Genomic DNA, 14,419 nt, shown 5'->3' with positions numbered 1-14,419 from the left:
CCTCATTTGCTGTCAAGTGGTTATTTTCAGAAGTTTTCAAGGATTTCCTTAACAACTTCAACCACTTGCGCTTTCGATCTCTCGTCAGCGGGAGGCGAATTCTACAGCGTTACACGCTGCTGTCAACACCTCTTTTTCAACTTCCTTTTGGCTTCGATGAACTGAAGCGACCTGCTGCCGAAAACTGCGTAACTCATTGTTTACCAAGGAGTTTTCCGTTTCGACTGCGCCGGAAGTGGGGCGAATTATAGACATCTGAAATCTGCCGTCAACCACTATTTACGCCTTTTTTGGCAGAAGAGGCCTTTTTAGCTGTTAAACGCGGGATTCGGCGCGCTAACGGCGGTAGCCGCAGCACCAGGAGCAGCGCCCCTATAGCGGCGTAGATCGCCCACTCCTTCAGATCGGCGCGCACGATCCACAGCATATGCAGCAATCCAAGCCCGAGAATTACATAAACCAGACGATGCAGCTTCTTCCAACGCGCTCCCAACCGTCTTTGGCTGTATCGGTTGGACGTCAATGCCAACGCCAGCAGACAGAGAAAACCCAACACTCCCACAATGATGTAAGGACGCTTGCGCAATTCGACGCCCAGCTGCGACCAGTCAAACCCCAGGATAAACGCCAGATAGGCGCTCAAGTGCAGCACGACATAAGCAAAACACCACAACCCCAACTGCCGCCGGACAGCGATCCACCCCGCCCAACCCGTGAGCTTGTGCATCGGTGTCATGCTCAATGTAATGAGCAAGAGGACAAGTGTCCCCAACCCCAATCGATCCACCAGCACCTTGCCTGGATCCGGCCCCAACACATCCCCCCAGGCCTGATACAACCACAGCAAGGGCCACACCATCGCCGCAACAAAAACGCCAATACGCCAAAGCGGATATCGCATCAGTAGTTCTTCCGCAAATCGAGGCCCGTATATAGAGAGGCAACTTCATCCGCATAGCCGTTGAACATTTGCGTATCACGCACGTTCGGCTTGAACAGGCCACTCGGCAAACGCCGTTCACGCGCCTGCGTCCAGCGTGGATGGTCAACCGTAGGGTTCACGTTCGCGTAGAAGCCATACTCATCCGAGGCAATACTCTGCCAGGTGGTCTTGGGCTGCTCGCTCACCAGGCTGATCCGCACAATGGACTTGATGCTTTTAAAGCCATACTTCCATGGCACTACCAAACGCAGCGGCGCCCCGTTCTGGTTCGGCAGTTCGCGCCCGTACATCCCCACCGCCAGAATCGCCAAAGGATTCATCGCTTCGTCCAATCGAAGCCCTTCTATATAGGGCCAGTCAATCAGAGCAAACCCGGAGCGCTGCCCCGGCATGCTCTTGGGGTCCTGCAGGGTTTCAAAGCGAATGTATTTGGCTTTCGACGTTGGCTCCACCTGACTGAGCAAAGCTGAAACAGGGAAACCGATCCATGGAATAACCATCGACCACGCCTCTACGCAGCGAAGCCGATAGATGCGCTCCTCCAACTGATAAGGCTTCATGAAATCTTCAAGCGCATATCGCCCCGGCTTGCCCACCTCCCCGTCCACGACCACTGTCCATGGTTCGGTCTTCAGCGCACCGGCATTGGCAGCCGGGTCGCCCTTGTCGGTACCGAACTCATAGAAGTTGTTGTAGTGGGTTGCATCCTTGAAGGGGGTGATTGCCTCGTCTTTGACGTGGACTGCGCCCCACTTGGTCGAAGGAAGCTTTTCATTGAACCAGGCAGGCGCCTTGCCAGGCTCGACATCAGGATAACGCACCGTCTCATCAGCCACGGCCCATTGAGGCAGAGCGCCCACAGCCAATCCGGCAGCGGCAGCGCCCAATACAGTGCGTCGAGAAAGATAAAAGGACTCTGGCGTGACGTCCGACTCATGACAGTCAGACGCTTTTGGGACTTTGATCAGCATGGCTACTCCGCAGCATTGGAGAACAGATACACCAACAGACTGCGGAGTATGAGGGAAATTACATCACTCGACGCTTTTGCGCCGACGAAGATGCAATAAGTACTGCACCGGGCCAGAGGCTGCATAGGCGAGGAACACCAGCAGCAGAATGCGCGGCGGATCACTGAACACGACGGCGAACACCAGCACGACTGCGAGAATGGCCACAAAAGGTACGCGCCCTTTCAGGTCCAGCTCCTTAAAGCTGTTGTACTTGATGTTGCTGACCATCAGCATGCCTGCGGCCGCGACCATCAACGCCACCAGGAAAGACATCTTGGAGCCCTGAATCCCGTAGTCGCTGAACGCCCAGACAATCCCTGCTACAACACCAGCGGCAGCCGGGCTGGCCAGACCGATGAAGTAGCGCTTATCGGCGGTACCGACCTGGGTGTTGAAACGCGCCAGACGCAACGCAGCGCCCGCTACATAAATGAAGGCGACCATCCAGCCAACCTTGCCCATGTCGCCCAGTGCCCAGCCGAATGCCAGCAGTGCCGGCGCCACGCCGAAAGCGACCATATCCGACAGCGAGTCGTACTCGGCACCGAAAGCACTCTGGGTGTTGGTCATGCGAGCAACACGGCCATCGAGGCCGTCGAGCACCATGGCGACAAAGATCGCGATGGCAGCAAAAGCAAAGTACTTGCTTGCGCTGATTGAGTCGCCGGCGCTCAAGGCGGCCTGCGCACTCATCGAGTTGATGATGGAGTAGAAACCTGCGAACAGGTTCGCAGTAGTGAACAGATTCGGCAGAAGATAGATACCACGATGCCGGACTTTACGGCCTTCAGCGTCGTGCCCTTCTTCGACATGTTCATCGATGGGCAGCAGGCTTTCGGCGTCAGAGGCCTGGTTTGGCTCTTCGGGACGTTCGCTCATGGACAATACCTTGCAACGGGGTGGAAAGTTTCGACAGGTGTCTGCGACGACGGTTCGCATCGCAAACGATGCAGCTTTATACCAGAACCGGCGATCCAAACGAAAAAACGCGGCCTAAGCCGCGTTTTTCGTACAAGCGTCAGACTTAGTTTTTGGCTTTGTCGACGATCTTGTTGGCACCGATCCACGGCATCATGGAGCGCAGTTGCTCGCCGATGATTTCGATACCGTGAGCGGCGTTGTTACGACGCTTGGCGGTCATCGAAGGATAGCCGGTAGCGCCTTCGCTGATGAACATCTTGGCGTATTCGCCGTCCTGAATACGTTTCAGGGCGTTGCGCATGGCCTGACGGGATTCGGCGTTGATAACTTCCGGGCCGGTCACGTACTCGCCGTATTCGGCGTTATTGGAGATCGAGTAGTTCATGTTGGCGATACCGCCTTCGTACATGAGGTCAACGATCAGTTTCAGTTCGTGCAGGCATTCGAAGTAGGCCATCTCCGGCGCGTAGCCAGCTTCAACCAGGGTTTCGAAACCGGCTTTAACCAGTTCAACGGTACCGCCGCACAGAACGGCTTGTTCGCCGAACAGGTCGGTTTCGGTCTCGTCCTTGAAGGTGGTTTCGATGATGCCGGTACGACCGCCACCAACGCCTGCAGCGTAGGACAGAGCAACGTTTTTGGCGTTGCCCGAAGCGTCCTGGTAAATCGCGATCAGGTCAGGGATACCGCCGCCCTTCACGAACTCGGAACGTACGGTGTGGCCTGGAGCCTTCGGCGCGATCATGATCACGTCGAGGTCAGCGCGTGGCACTACCTGGTTGTAGTGGATCGCAAAACCGTGGGAGAAGGCCAGGGTAGCGCCCTTCTTGATGTTCGGCTCGATTTCGTTCTTGTACAGCGAAGACTGGAACTCGTCCGGGGTCAGGATCATGACCAGGTCGGCCGCTGCAACGGCGGAAGCAACGTCAGTCACTTTCAGGCCATGGGCTTCAGCCTTGGCAACGGTAGCCGAACCTTTACGCAGGCCAACGGTAACGTCAACGCCGGAGTCTTTCAGGTTGCACGCTTGAGCGTGGCCTTGGGAGCCGTAACCGATGATGGCTACTTTCTTGCCCTGGATGATCGACAGGTCGCAGTCTTTATCGTAGAAAACTTTCATGAATTTCCCCTATATCAGGCCGTTCAGGCCATTCGCTAATTTGGTTTAGATGCTGAGTACTTTGTCGCCGCGGGCAATACCGGTCACGCCACTGCGGACGGTCTCCAGGATCGAGGCGGTGCCAATGGACTGAATGAAGCTGTCGAGCTTGTCGCTGGTACCGGTCAATTGAACGGTATACACGCTGGCACTGACATCGACGATCTGTCCACGATAAATATCGGTGGTGCGTTTGATCTCGGCGCGCTGGGCACCGGTAGCCTTGACCTTGACCAGCATCAGTTCGCGCTCGATGTGAGCACTTTCCGACAGGTCGACCAGTTTGACGACTTCGATCAGTTTGTTGAGGTTCTTGGTGATCTGCTCAATGACCTCATCGTGACCGACAGTGGTCAACGTCAGACGCGACAGGGTCGGGTCTTCGGTTGGCGCCACGGTCAGGCTTTCGATGTTGTAGTTGCGCTGCGAGAACAGGCCAACCACACGAGACAGAGCGCCCGGTTCGTTTTCCAGAAGCAAGGAAATAATGTGCCGCATGATTAAGTACGCTCCGTCTTGCTCAGCCACATATCGCGCATGGAGCCGTCTTTGATCTGCATCGGATAGACGTGCTCGCTGGTGTCGACCGAAATATCGATGACCACCAGGCGATCCTTCATGGCAAACGCTTCTTCCATCTTCGACTTCAAGTCTTTCGAATCGGTGATGCGCACGCCAACGTGACCATAAGCCTCTGCCAGCTTGACGAAATCAGGCAGCGATTCCATGTAGGAATGAGAGTGGCGGCTGCCGTAGCTCATGTCCTGCCACTGACGAACCATGCCCAGTACACCGTTGTTCAGGATGACGATTTTTACCGGCAAACCGTATTGCAGGCAGGTCGACAGTTCCTGAATGTTCATCTGGATGCTGCCCTCGCCCGTTACGCAGGCGACGTCATCATCTGGAAAGCTCAACTTGATGCCCATGGCCGCCGGGAAACCGAAGCCCATGGTGCCCAGGCCACCGGAGTTGATCCAGCGGTTCGGCTTGTTGAACTTGTAGTACTGCGCCGCGAACATTTGATGCTGACCCACGTCGGAAGCGACGAAGGCATCGCCCTTGGTCACTTCGCACAGGGTTTCGATCACGGCCTGTGGCTTGATCACGCTGCCGTCGCCCTTGTCATAAGGGAACAGGCCGCGATCACCGCGCCACTCGTCGATCTGCTTCCACCAGCTGGCAACGGACTCCTTGTTCGGGGTCTCGCCGATTTCCTTGAGGATCGCGACCATTTCGGTCAGGACACTCTCGACCGGACCAACGATTGGCACGTCGGCCTTGATGGTCTTGGAAATCGAAGCCGGGTCGATGTCGATGTGAATGATCTTGGCGTTCGGGCAGAACTTCGAGGCGCCGTTGATCACGCGATCGTCGAAACGAGCGCCGACTGCCAGGATCACGTCAGCGTGGTGCATCGCCAGGTTGGCGGTGTAGCTGCCGTGCATGCCGAGCATGCCGATGAACTGACGGTCGGTGCCGGGGAAACCACCCAGGCCCATCAGGGTATTGGTCACTGGCAGGTTAAGCATTTTCGCCAGTTCGGTCAGCGGCGCGGAGCCACCACCGAGAATCACGCCGCCGCCCGAGTACATCACAGGACGTTTGGCCGCCAGGAGCATTTCAGCCGCCTTGCGGATTTGCCCGGAGTGACCGCGAACGGCCGGGCTGTAGGAGCGCAACTTGGCTTTTTTCGGGAAGACGTATTCGAACTTCTCGGCCGGGTTGGTCATGTCTTTCGGGATATCGACAACGACTGGCCCCGGACGACCGGATTGCGCCAGGTAGAATGCCTTTTTCATGACGTCCGGGATTTCCGACGCGTGTTTGATCATGAAGCTGTGCTTCACGATCGGCCGGGAGATACCGATCATGTCGGTTTCCTGGAAGGCGTCGGTACCGACCATGGTGCTCGGCACCTGGCCGGAAATCACGACCATCGGAATGGAGTCCATGTAGGCCGTGGCGATACCGGTGATGGCGTTTGTGGCGCCAGGACCGGAAGTCACCAGTACCACACCGGCTTTACCGGTGGCACGGGCGTAGCCGTCAGCCATATGGGTAGCCGCTTGTTCGTGACGAACCAGGATGTGGGTCACTTCCGGTTCTTTGAACAAGGCATCGTAGACATGAAGAAGAGCACCACCCGGGTACCCGTAGATATATTTGACGCCTTCGTCACGCAAAAAGCGGACGAGCATCTCACCGCCAGATAAAAGCTCCACGTTGCTCACCTCTAAAACGCCAGAATACCGCCCACGAAAATGGGACGGGTCTTAATAGGTTTACTTCTCTGCAGAGCATGAGCGACGGTGGTCGCCGACTACGTCAGCACTGACTGAGCAAGTATTGGGATCGTCCCAAGTGTTGCGGGCTTCTCCCACCCAGCGCGAGGTAACGCGTTGCGGGTGTAACAGGTCGGCGCGGATGTGCGCCTCATGATCTGCTGAGAGGGTCTGCTTCTGGCAGTCCCTGTACAGCGGACTTTGGATTCTTCTGTTTCGCCCTTCGCAAGTCAAGCCGTCTATGTGCTTTATTCTAGTAACCGCATGAGAACGCAAGAAAAAACCTATAAATCCCATGTGTGTTAGCTTCAATTGCGCAACTTTTGACTAGGAATTGGCATGCGTACGCACTTCTACATCGCCGGCCTGTTGGTCGCCATCAGCCCGTTGTCCATGGCCGCGCAGATTTACAAATGGGTCGACGCCCAGGGCGTTACCCATTTCGATGCGCAACCGCCCCAAGGCCAGCCAGCCACGACCATCGTTACGCCCGCGCCACCCGTGGGCAAACCGCCCGCTCCCACACCCGGTGGTGCCATTGGCGATCAACAGGCCATCGACAAGAGCGTCAAAAAGCAGGTCGCCCGGCAGCAAGCTGAATTGAAAGTGTTTTGTGAACAGGCGCGAACGAACCTGGCGCAGTTGCAGAACAACCCGCGTCTCAGGGAGGAAGTGGAAGGAGAGCTGCGCCGCCTGGACGACGCACAGCGGCAGGAGCGCATTGACGAAACGCATAAGCAGATCGCGCAAAATTGCCAATAACCCCTACAAACGCCTACAAAGGACGGACGTTAGCGGGAAGCGGTTATTAGCAGGTCGAATTCTTTGAGCAATACCTGCAGCTGCCGATCCTTGCCCTGGACATTACGGCCAGCGAAAACCATTTCAGCCATTTCCTGAATTCCCGATGCATTCGGCAACGGCAGATCCTGCTCCAGGATCGCTTTCATGCGCGGCAGGAAAATCCATTGCAGCCACTGCTCAAAGTCCAGCGTATCAACCGAAAAGGGTTCAACGCTGGAGAGCGCCTCAGCGGATGGCGGGACGTCGTCCCACCAGCCTTGCACCCGCAACTCACGCTCGATCAGCAGCAACTGATCGGCGATTTTAAGAAAGCGTGCATCCATTACGAAGTAACCTTGGCTTTCTGACGGGCCAGTGCGGCACCAGCGGAATCACCCTGTTTCTCACGCGCCTGGGCGATCAATTCCCACAGGCTGGCCTGAAGCGCCGGGCGACCATTGGCGAACGTCAGACCCCGACGTGCAAATTGCTCGGCCTGTGGCGCATCACCTTGAGCCATACGCACTTGCGCCAGCCGATAAAGCACTTGTGGCTCACGCGGGGCAACTCGCTGGGCGCGCTCCAGGCTTGACGACGCACCGTTCAGGTCACCGCCGGCCTGTTGCTGCTGAGCCGTGGTCAACAGCGCGAGGACCGGACCGTCCAGTTGCTCGTCAGCGGACAAGCCGCCAGAGCTGGCCGAAGGAATCCCGCTCGGCGTTGAAGGCATGCTGTAGCTGCCCTGGTTGATCGGCGCGGACTGAACCGGCGAGGTATCAATCGGCCCCGGTGTAATCGGGCCTGGCGTAATCGGCGTGGTGCTGATCGGCGTCGACGTTGTTGCACCGCCACCCGGCACCATCACAACGACGCCGGAATCGCCTTGTGGAATTGCCTGAGGCTGAGATTGCACAGGACGTTTTACCGTCGTCTGACGGTATCCACCATTCGCCGAAACGCGCTCACTGTTGGAAACCGCGGTACCGGAATCCACAACCGGAATCGAACCACGCTGTACGGAGGAACAACCGCTGAGCAAAGCTACGGCGGCAACCGCTGGAATCAACCACTTGTTCACTTGAAACCCTCTTTGCTTAATTCATCCAGCCTTTGACCCAATCCATCACCGACTCTGCTGGGTTTTCACCACCACATGCGGGGCCTGGAGGCGGTTCGCTGCCGCGAATATACGGCATCTGCACGGCACCCGGGCAACCGGCATCGGAACCTTGCCCGGTTCGCGAATCGACCCAGGCCTGAACGATATTGTCCGGCTGCGGCATGTCCAGGGGAAGTGGGTCGGCCTTGCGCATGAAACTGGTCCAGACCTGCAATGCGCCGGTTGCACCGGTGAATGGCGTCTTGCCGTTGTCATCGCGGCCCAACCAGACCACCGCCAGCAAGTCCTGGCTGAAACCGGCGAACCAACTGTCCCGGGAGTCGTTACTGGTCCCCGTCTTGCCCGCCAGGGTCAAGGTTTTTGGTAACACGTTGTAAACCGAACTGCCGGTTCCTTCACGCATGACCCGCTGCATGGCGCTCTGAACCAGGTAAATCGATGCCGGGTCGAAACGCTGCTGAATCTGGAACGGATAACGCTTGAGCGGTTCGCCCTCCGCCGTCAGCACACTGCGAATCCCGCGCATTGGCGTGTTGAAGCCGCCGTTGGCGAGCGTCTGGTACATGGTCGCGACTTCAATCGGAGTCATGCCGCCCGCGCCCAACAGCATCGACGGGAAGGCCGGAAATTCGCGACTCACACCCAGGCGCCCCAGGGTCTTGAGTACATTCGGCACACCCACCGCGAGACCGAGACGCGCAGTCGACAGGTTGTACGAATGCGCGAGGCCCTGATAAAGGAAGACAGTACCGTGGGAACGGCGATCGTAGTTTTGCGGTTTCCAGACCTGGCCGTCCGCACCTTTGACCGAGAACGACTCGTCCGACAGCCAGCTGGTCAATGTGTATTGGCTCGGTTTCTCAAGCGCTGTCAGATAGACCGCCGGCTTGATCAGCGAGCCGATTGGCCGCACAGCATCCAGTGCGCGGTTGAACCCGGCAAAACTGGCCTGGCGACTGCCGATCATGGCCTGAACCTCACCGGTTTCCGGATTGGTCACGACCATGGCCGCTTCCACGTTTTCAGAGCCTTTGCGCCCGGAAAGGCGCTTGAAGGTGTCGTTGACCGACGCCTCGGCCTTCATCTGCAGGATCGGGTCAAAACTGGTGAAGATTCGCAGGCCTTCTTCGGTCAAATCTTCGTCGCGATAGTCTTCACGCAATTGACGTTTGACCAGGTCAAGGAAGCCCGGGAAAGAGCTGTCCGCCAATTTGCCTCGCGTTGTCACTCCCAACGGCATTTTCTTCGCGGCAGCGACCTGCTCGGCGCTGGCAACACCTTGTTGCTCAAGCACATCAAGCACCAGATTGCGCCGCTCCAGCGCCCGCTCTGGATTGCGGCGCGGGTTGTAGTAAGACGGCCCCTTGACCATGCCCACCAACATCGCGACTTGATGCAGCTTCAGTTCGGACAATGGCTGCCCGAAGAAGAACTGGCTGGCCAGACCGAAACCATGCACCGCACGCTGGCCATCCTGACCGACGAACACTTCATTGAGGTAAGCCTCAAGAATTTCTCGTTTGTCGTAATGCAGCTCCAGCAACATCGCCATCATGGCTTCAGTGAGCTTGCGGCTCAGGCTGCGTTCGCTGGTCAGGTAGAAATTCTTCACCAGTTGTTGCGTCAGCGTACTGCCGCCCTGGGTCATCTTGCCGCCAGAGGTGTTGACGTAGACGGCTCGCGCAATCGACTTGGGCGAAACACCCCAGTGGCTATAGAAATCCCGATCTTCCACGGCGACCAGAGTTTCCAGCAAATACGGCGGGACCTGGTCGATTTTGATCAGAATGCGGTCTTCGAGGTTCTTCGGATAAATCCCGCCGATCAGCAGCGGCTCCAGGCGCACCACGGAGAGCTTGGAACCGTTCGTCGCCGAGAGTTCAGCGACATAGTCGCCGGAGAAACGCACGCGCACCGGCTGTGCCTTTTCCATACCTTCGTAGAACTGGAAGCCACGGGTATTCAAGTCGACAGTATTGCCGTTGACCGCCGCCGCGCCGGGGCCATTGCTTACACTTTCACGGCGATAGCCCAAGGCATCAAGCTCGGTGAGAAAGTCGTCCCGGCTCAGCTTTTGTCCGACGAACAGTTCAAGCGGACGCGCGTAAACCTTGGCCGGAATCGTCCAGCGCTTGCCGGAGAACTTCTCCTGCACGATGGCATCGAGATAAACGGCGAATCCGGCCAGCACCACAAGGCCGACCAGACTGAGTTTAAGGGCCCAGCCCAGCCAAGGCCGCAAGCCTCGGGAAGGTGGTTTTTTGGGGGTACGGGGAGTTCGGGTACGAGTCATGGCGGCGGATTATACGCACTTTATTCATACTCAACAGGAGCCCTCCGAGTTTGCGTTAGGCTGGCTAGACGCCATAATGACGGCCTGAATTTTTCCAGACTCTGAAGGATCGCCCGTGAGCCAGTCCCTGATCGCCGCCCTGCAAAACCCGGCCCTCTACCCGCATGCCGTAAACGGGTTCCAGCTCATCGAGACCCACATTTCCTGGGTACTGCTGACTGGCGACTTTGCCTATAAAGTGAAGAAACCGATGAATTTTGGTTTTCTCGACTTCACGACCCTGGAAGCGCGCAAGCATTTCTGTGGCGAAGAACTGCGCCTGAACCAGCGCCTGACCGATGATCTTTACCTGGAAGTGTTGCCGGTGACTGGCAGCGCCGAAGCGCCTCAACTGGGCGGTGACGGCCCGGCCATCGAATACGTACTGAAAATGCGCCAGTTCCCCCAGACCGGGTTGCTCAGCACCCTGCAAGCCAACGGCGAACTGACTACCGCACACGTCGACGAGCTGGCGGCGCAAATCGCCCGCTTCCACCTCAACGCACCGAAGGTCCCGGCCGAGCATGAAGCCGGCACCCCGGACAGCGTGATGGCCCCCGTGCGCCAGAACTTTGAACAGATCTTGCCGTTCCTCAGCGACAAGGCTGACCTGCAGCAACTCGACGCTTTGCAAGCCTGGGCCGAGAGCAGCTTCGAACGCCTCAAGCCACTGCTGGCACAACGCAAGGTCGACGGCTTCATCCGCGAATGCCATGGCGACATTCATTTGGGTAACGCCACGGTGATCGACGGCAACGTGGTGATCTTCGACTGCATCGAGTTCAACGAACCCTTCCGCTTTACCGACGTCTACGCCGACAGCGCGTTCCTCGCGATGGACCTGGAAGACCGCGGCCTGAAATGCCTGGCACGACGCTTCATCAGCCAATACCTGGAGCTGACCGGCGACTATCAGGGCCTGGAACTGCTGAACTTCTATAAAGCCTACCGCGCACTGGTGCGTGCCAAGGTCGCACTGTTCAGCATGCCGGCCGATGCCACACCTGTGCAACGCGCCACCAGCCTGCGCCAGTACCGCAACTACGCGAACCTGGCGGAAAGCTACAGCATCATCCCTTCACGCTTCATGGCTATCACTCACGGCGTTTCCGCGGTAGGAAAAAGCCATGTGGCCATGCGTCTGGTGGAAGCATTGGGCGCCATTCGCCTGCGCTCCGATGTAGAGCGCAAACGTCTGTTCGGTGAGCAGACTGTGTCGAACGACGTTCAGGCCGGCATTTACAGTAGCGAAGCCAGTACCGCCACTTACCAGCGCCTGCATGAAATTGCCGAGGTGATTTTGCACGCCGGCTTCCCGGTGGTGATCGACGCGACTTACCTCAAACGCGATCAACGCGACAGCGCAGCAAAAGTTGCCGAAGCGACTGGCGCACCGTTCCTGATTCTGGATTGCAACGCCCCGCAAGCGGTCATCGAGAGCTGGCTGCAGCAGCGTCAGGCTGACAAAACCGATCCGTCCGACGCGACACTGGCAGTCATTGAAGCCCAGCAAGCCAGTCGTGAAGCCCTGACGCCAGCAGAGATTCTCTGCAGCAAGCGCGTCCAGACCAATGAAAGCGGGACCCTCGACACCGTAGTGGAGCAAATCCGCCAACGCCTGCCAGGGCTGTAAAAAGTATTTCAGCCGTGAAGCCTTCTTCGGCTTCACGGCTGCCAAATAGTGGCACTATACTGGCGTCATAAAACCAACAGGTGATGCGACATGAGCCAGCCGAAACTTCTCGACACCCCGCTTTATGACTTGCTGCACAAAGACGACATCACAGGCTTCAACAACGAACGCCCGAAGGAAGGGCTGATCGACATGGTCGGAGGCGACTTCCGTGGCCTGGATCTGCGCGAGTTGAATGCAGACGGTATCGACTTCACCGATGCCTATTTTCGGTCCGCCGATTTGCGTGGCATCGATTTCCGCAACGCTTCGCTTGAGGGCGCGAGCCTGGCCCACGCGCAAATCTCCGGCGCCTATTTTCCTGCGGAGCTCAGCGCCGACGAAATTCTGATGTCGATGAACTTCGGAACCCGACTGCGTTACCGCACACGCTAACCCCGTGCGTAAATTGACAAGTCCGGCGCCCCCGCCTTGCGCTGGACTTCAGGCAGTTTCACTCTAAATTCAAACTATTTCGCCACCACTCCCTGCCCGTTTCGCAGATTTTAACGACGCGCCTGCCTGATACCGCTTAGAAGCGTTTGCATCGAAAACGACCAAACAATCACGCTTTTCCTACTGATGGCTACACTCCTCAGAAGCTTGCCCACGCACCATTCGGCCATCGCAAGGAGGCTTGATGAATGATGAACTGCAACACCTGAAAAATCTTGGCAAGACGTCGGCGCAGTGGCTGCATGCCGTGGGCATCCACAGCGCTTCGGACTTGCGTCGCCTCGGGGCGGTGGATGCTTATCGGGCCGTGCGCACGCGCGGGTTTCGGGCTTCCAAGGTGTTGTTGTATGCGATAGAAGGCGCCCTGATGGATGTGCACTGGAATGACATTCCAGCCGAGCGCAAAGAAGCTCTCAACAAGCAACTGGAAGCCATTTCATCACGCCACAAGAACTGAATAGATACGGCTGCGATCCGTGGAACGCACTTGTTGCAAAATCAGCACACTAAAAACGACAGATCAATGCCTAAGGTTTTCAATGACTTGCATGTAAGGCACGACACCAAGTCGTTGAACGAGCAATCAGCTGTTGACTTGGTAATGAGAATCGCTATGATTATCACAACTGGTCGCGAGACTGGTCGATATTCTGGAAAGCCCTTGGTTCGGACTCTCAGATTATCTCCTCATCAGGCTAATCACGGTTATTTGACCCGGCTCTTGCCGGGTCTTTTTTTACCTGTGGAAAAGTCAGCCTGAATTTACTGACTCTCTGCTTCCGGATAGAAACCATCGGACAGTTTTTTCACGCTGCCGGGTAGCCGTGGCCCCAATCCACCGACGAGCAAGGTTGGATCAAGCTCGATAATCCGCCCACTCCTGGCTGCACGAGTGGAGGCCAGAATCGGGTTTTCCTTGAACAGCGCTGCCCGCGCCGCATCGCCGCTCAACGCCCTGTCGGCAAAGACCAGTACATCGGGATCCAGACTCACCAGCGACTCGTTGGAAAACGGCTTGTAGCCGGTATGGGTCGCCAAATTGTGGCCGCCCGCTCGTTGCAGCAGCCAGTCGGCGGCGGTGTCCTTGCCGGCAATCAACGGTTTGCCGCCAGCATGACCAAGCACCAAAAGCACACCAGGGGATTGCTTCGTCAGTTGTTCACGGGTCACCCGGATCTTCTGCTGCTCAAGCGCCCTTTGATAAGTGGCCAGCAACTGCGTTGCGCGATCTTCGGCGCCGAGCAACTTGCCCAAACGCTGAAGGTTACCCTGCAAAGTGGAGAGATCCGGTTGCGCCGAGAACAATTCGACCCGAACGCCCGCGCTGCGTATTTGCGAAAGCACCGGCGGCGGACCCATTTCTTCGGTACCGACCAGGATCTGCGGACGCAAACTCAACACGCCTTCGGCCGAAAGCTGCCGCTGATAACCGATGCTGGGCAGCGCCTTGAGGGATTCAGGATGCTGACTGGTGGTGTCGACGCCCACCAGTTTCGACTCGCCACCCAACGCGCTGACCCACTCCGACAACGCGCCCCCTGCACTGACCCAGCGCTGCGGTAAATCGTCGGCACTGGCGTGATAGCTCACGAAGAGTCCGACACAGAGTGCAGCGACACGGGTACTCAGGCGCATAAACGGCTTCCTTCAGGGGTTTCCCGGGCATCGAGTCGACAAGCCAAGTATCCTGCACATCTGGCTATCGCTCTCAATTGGGCAGGTCCGCCATTTGATA

General features: G+C 57.4%; 15 protein-coding genes. 5 read left to right on the top strand and 10 right to left on the bottom strand.

Going from position 1 to position 14,419, the window contains the following annotated elements; genetic code table 11:
* Window positions 1–251, top strand: a 251-nt coding sequence (locus tag M5G20_RS16880; RefSeq protein WP_273920020.1) for a hypothetical protein, incomplete at its 5' end; no start/stop codon positions are given.
* Between the two features lie 17 nt (window positions 252–268).
* On the opposite strand, the gene msrQ is transcribed toward M5G20_RS16880, so the two are convergent.
* From msrQ to M5G20_RS16850, 6 genes are all read right to left on the bottom strand, one after another.
* Window positions 269–901 (bottom strand): protein-methionine-sulfoxide reductase heme-binding subunit MsrQ, encoded by a 633-nt coding sequence (gene msrQ, locus M5G20_RS16875; RefSeq protein ID WP_273920019.1) that lies wholly within the window; start codon window positions 899–901, stop codon window positions 269–271.
* Window positions 901–1,914 (bottom strand): protein-methionine-sulfoxide reductase catalytic subunit MsrP, encoded by a 1,014-nt coding sequence (gene msrP / locus M5G20_RS16870; RefSeq protein WP_273920018.1) that lies wholly within the window; start codon window positions 1,912–1,914, stop codon window positions 901–903. Before msrP ends, msrQ begins: the two co-directional genes overlap by 1 nt.
* 63 nt (window positions 1,915–1,977) lie before the next feature.
* Window positions 1,978–2,835 (bottom strand): CDP-diacylglycerol--serine O-phosphatidyltransferase, encoded by an 858-nt coding sequence (gene pssA, locus M5G20_RS16865; RefSeq protein WP_075949521.1) that lies wholly within the window; start codon window positions 2,833–2,835, stop codon window positions 1,978–1,980.
* Window positions 2,836–2,980: 145 nt separating this feature from the next.
* On the bottom strand, window positions 2,981–3,997 hold the full coding sequence (ilvC, locus tag M5G20_RS16860; RefSeq protein WP_003228216.1) for a ketol-acid reductoisomerase: 1,017 nt from the start codon (window positions 3,995–3,997) through the stop codon (window positions 2,981–2,983).
* A gap of 45 nt (window positions 3,998–4,042) precedes the next feature.
* Complete coding sequence (ilvN, locus tag M5G20_RS16855; RefSeq protein WP_003176102.1) at window positions 4,043–4,534, bottom strand: acetolactate synthase small subunit; 492 nt, start codon at window positions 4,532–4,534, stop codon at window positions 4,043–4,045.
* A gap of 2 nt (window positions 4,535–4,536) precedes the next feature.
* Window positions 4,537–6,261 (bottom strand): acetolactate synthase 3 large subunit, encoded by a 1,725-nt coding sequence (locus M5G20_RS16850; RefSeq protein WP_273920017.1) that lies wholly within the window; start codon window positions 6,259–6,261, stop codon window positions 4,537–4,539.
* Between the two features lie 399 nt (window positions 6,262–6,660).
* On the opposite strand from M5G20_RS16850, the gene M5G20_RS16845 reads away from it, so the two are divergent.
* The gene (locus M5G20_RS16845; RefSeq protein ID WP_273920015.1) at window positions 6,661–7,083 is read left to right on the top strand and encodes a DUF4124 domain-containing protein; all 423 of its coding nucleotides are present in this window, start codon (window positions 6,661–6,663) and stop codon (window positions 7,081–7,083) included.
* 29 nt (window positions 7,084–7,112) lie between these two features.
* Here M5G20_RS16845 and M5G20_RS16840 read toward each other — a convergent pair whose 3' ends face one another.
* From M5G20_RS16840 to mrcB, 3 genes are read right to left on the bottom strand one after another with little or no spacing between them, the layout of a single operon-like run.
* The gene (locus M5G20_RS16840; protein ID WP_075949519.1) at window positions 7,113–7,448 is read right to left on the bottom strand and encodes a YqcC family protein; all 336 of its coding nucleotides are present in this window, start codon (window positions 7,446–7,448) and stop codon (window positions 7,113–7,115) included.
* Window positions 7,448–8,182 (bottom strand): hypothetical protein, encoded by a 735-nt coding sequence (locus tag M5G20_RS16835; protein ID WP_273920014.1) that lies wholly within the window; start codon window positions 8,180–8,182, stop codon window positions 7,448–7,450. Before M5G20_RS16835 ends, M5G20_RS16840 begins: the two co-directional genes overlap by 1 nt.
* A 16-nt stretch (window positions 8,183–8,198) precedes the next feature.
* Window positions 8,199–10,517, bottom strand: a complete 2,319-nt coding sequence (gene mrcB / locus M5G20_RS16830; protein ID WP_273920013.1) for a penicillin-binding protein 1B — start codon at window positions 10,515–10,517, stop codon at window positions 8,199–8,201.
* Between the two features lie 115 nt (window positions 10,518–10,632).
* On the opposite strand from mrcB, the gene M5G20_RS16825 reads away from it, so the two are divergent.
* The 3 genes from M5G20_RS16825 (at window position 10,633) to M5G20_RS16815 (ending at window position 13,141) form a co-directional block, all read left to right on the top strand.
* Window positions 10,633–12,189, top strand: a complete 1,557-nt coding sequence (locus M5G20_RS16825; RefSeq protein ID WP_273920012.1) for a bifunctional aminoglycoside phosphotransferase/ATP-binding protein — start codon at window positions 10,633–10,635, stop codon at window positions 12,187–12,189.
* Window positions 12,190–12,279: 90 nt separating this feature from the next.
* Entirely contained in the window at window positions 12,280–12,624 is a 345-nt protein-coding gene (locus tag M5G20_RS16820) for a pentapeptide repeat-containing protein (RefSeq protein ID WP_273920011.1), read from the top strand.
* A gap of 244 nt (window positions 12,625–12,868) precedes the next feature.
* Window positions 12,869–13,141, top strand: a complete 273-nt coding sequence (locus M5G20_RS16815) for a TfoX/Sxy family protein (RefSeq protein ID WP_007971093.1) — start codon at window positions 12,869–12,871, stop codon at window positions 13,139–13,141.
* A 305-nt stretch (window positions 13,142–13,446) separates the two neighbouring features.
* On the opposite strand, the gene M5G20_RS16810 is transcribed toward M5G20_RS16815, so the two are convergent.
* Complete coding sequence (locus tag M5G20_RS16810; RefSeq protein ID WP_273920010.1) at window positions 13,447–14,319, bottom strand: heme/hemin ABC transporter substrate-binding protein; 873 nt, start codon at window positions 14,317–14,319, stop codon at window positions 13,447–13,449.
* Window positions 14,320–14,419 lie beyond the last annotated feature (100 nt).

It is taken from the genome of Pseudomonas sp. TNT2022 ID1044, assembly GCF_028656895.1.
GTDB classification, from domain to species: domain Bacteria; phylum Pseudomonadota; class Gammaproteobacteria; order Pseudomonadales; family Pseudomonadaceae; genus Aquipseudomonas; species Aquipseudomonas reinekei.
The sequence above is the reverse complement of the archived record's forward strand: the minus strand, read 5'-3'. Positions and strand labels throughout refer to the sequence as shown.

What these genes read in the sequence shown, in the direction of transcription:
- msrQ (WP_273920019.1), bottom strand. Translation starts at nt 901, where the DNA reads ATGCGATATCCGCTTTGGCGTATTGGCGTTTTTGTTGCGGCGATGGTG.
- msrP (WP_273920018.1), bottom strand. Translation starts at nt 1,914, where the DNA reads ATGCTGATCAAAGTCCCAAAAGCGTCTGACTGTCATGAGTCGGACGTC.
- pssA (WP_075949521.1), bottom strand. Translation starts at nt 2,835, where the DNA reads ATGAGCGAACGTCCCGAAGAGCCAAACCAGGCCTCTGACGCCGAAAGC.
- ilvC (WP_003228216.1), bottom strand. Translation starts at nt 3,997, where the DNA reads ATGAAAGTTTTCTACGATAAAGACTGCGACCTGTCGATCATCCAGGGC.
- ilvN (WP_003176102.1), bottom strand. Translation starts at nt 4,534, where the DNA reads ATGCGGCACATTATTTCCTTGCTTCTGGAAAACGAACCGGGCGCTCTG.
- M5G20_RS16845 (WP_273920015.1), top strand. Translation starts at nt 6,661, where the DNA reads ATGCGTACGCACTTCTACATCGCCGGCCTGTTGGTCGCCATCAGCCCG.
- M5G20_RS16840 (WP_075949519.1), bottom strand. Translation starts at nt 7,448, where the DNA reads ATGGATGCACGCTTTCTTAAAATCGCCGATCAGTTGCTGCTGATCGAG.
- mrcB (WP_273920013.1), bottom strand. Translation starts at nt 10,517, where the DNA reads ATGACTCGTACCCGAACTCCCCGTACCCCCAAAAAACCACCTTCCCGA.
- M5G20_RS16820 (WP_273920011.1), top strand. Translation starts at nt 12,280, where the DNA reads ATGAGCCAGCCGAAACTTCTCGACACCCCGCTTTATGACTTGCTGCAC.
- M5G20_RS16815 (WP_007971093.1), top strand. Translation starts at nt 12,869, where the DNA reads ATGAATGATGAACTGCAACACCTGAAAAATCTTGGCAAGACGTCGGCG.
- M5G20_RS16810 (WP_273920010.1), bottom strand. Translation starts at nt 14,319, where the DNA reads ATGCGCCTGAGTACCCGTGTCGCTGCACTCTGTGTCGGACTCTTCGTG.